Here is a 998-nt window from a genome sequence, read left to right as displayed (position 1 = left end):
CAATCGAGGCGAAGACGAGCTTGACTCCACCCTGAAGGCACTGACCTTGCTGCGTAGATAAAGCCTTCGCCTCACCCCACACTACTGAAAACACTGGACGGTATCCAAGGGCCTGGACCCTGCATGTACAAGGTGAGTGAAGCGTGGGCATGATGATCAAGACAGAGGAGAAGACATGTTCTACCTGGGCGTTGACGTTGCCAAAGCAAAACTGGACTGCATGCTGCTCGACGGCACGAGCGGCAAACGCAAAGCGAAGGTTGTCCCTAACACGCGTGCCGGATTTACCCAGCTGCTTGAGTGGCTGGTCAAGCAGGGGGCGCCCGCACCTTATGTGATCATGGAGCCGACCGGGGTCTATCACGAGCCGGCTGCGTTGGCGCTGACCGATGCCGGGCTCACGCTGTCGCTGGTAAACCCAGCCCAGCTACGCCAGTTCGCCCAAGGATTGGGGGTGAAAACGAAGACCGACAAGGCCGACAGCGCGGTCCTGGCACGCTTCGGCCAGCTCCAACAGCCCGAACCATGGCAACCGCCATCGCGCTCGGCCCGTACGCTCAAGGCGCTACTGACACGCCGCGATGCGGTGGCTGACGACCTGCAGCGTGAGCGCAACCGACAGGAAGCGGCCGACTTTGCCCAAACCCCTGGCGAAGTCAAAGCGTCGATCACTCAAACGATTGCCTTCCTCGAGAGCGAACTGAAGCGATTCGAGAAGATGATCAACGACCATATCGACAGCGACCCGGACCTGCGCAGTAAAAAGGAACTGCTGGAAACCATCCCTGGCGTGGGCGAGCGGGTATCGACGAACATGACTGCACTATTTGCTGCAAAATCATTCGAACGAGCCGAGCAGGTGGCAGCCTACCTGGGGCTGGTGCCGGTCCAGTGGGAATCGGGATCGTCGGTGCATGGACGCCCGCGCATGTCAAAGGCAGGGCCTGCGCACTTGCGCAAACTGCTCTACATGCCAGCGGTAACGGCACGACAGTGCA

Annotated in this window: 1 protein-coding gene; it reads left to right on the top strand. The window is 59.9% G+C overall.

Going from position 1 to position 998, the window contains the following annotated elements:
* Positions 1-175 precede the first annotated feature (175 nt).
* Positions 176-998: IS110 family transposase (locus ACWCIA_RS22885; RefSeq protein WP_454166786.1), on the top strand; the 823-nt coding region annotated here is incomplete at its 3' end.

Source organism: Massilia sp. SYSU DXS3249 (assembly GCF_053668055.1).
This window is presented reverse-complemented; position numbering and strand designations above follow the sequence as displayed.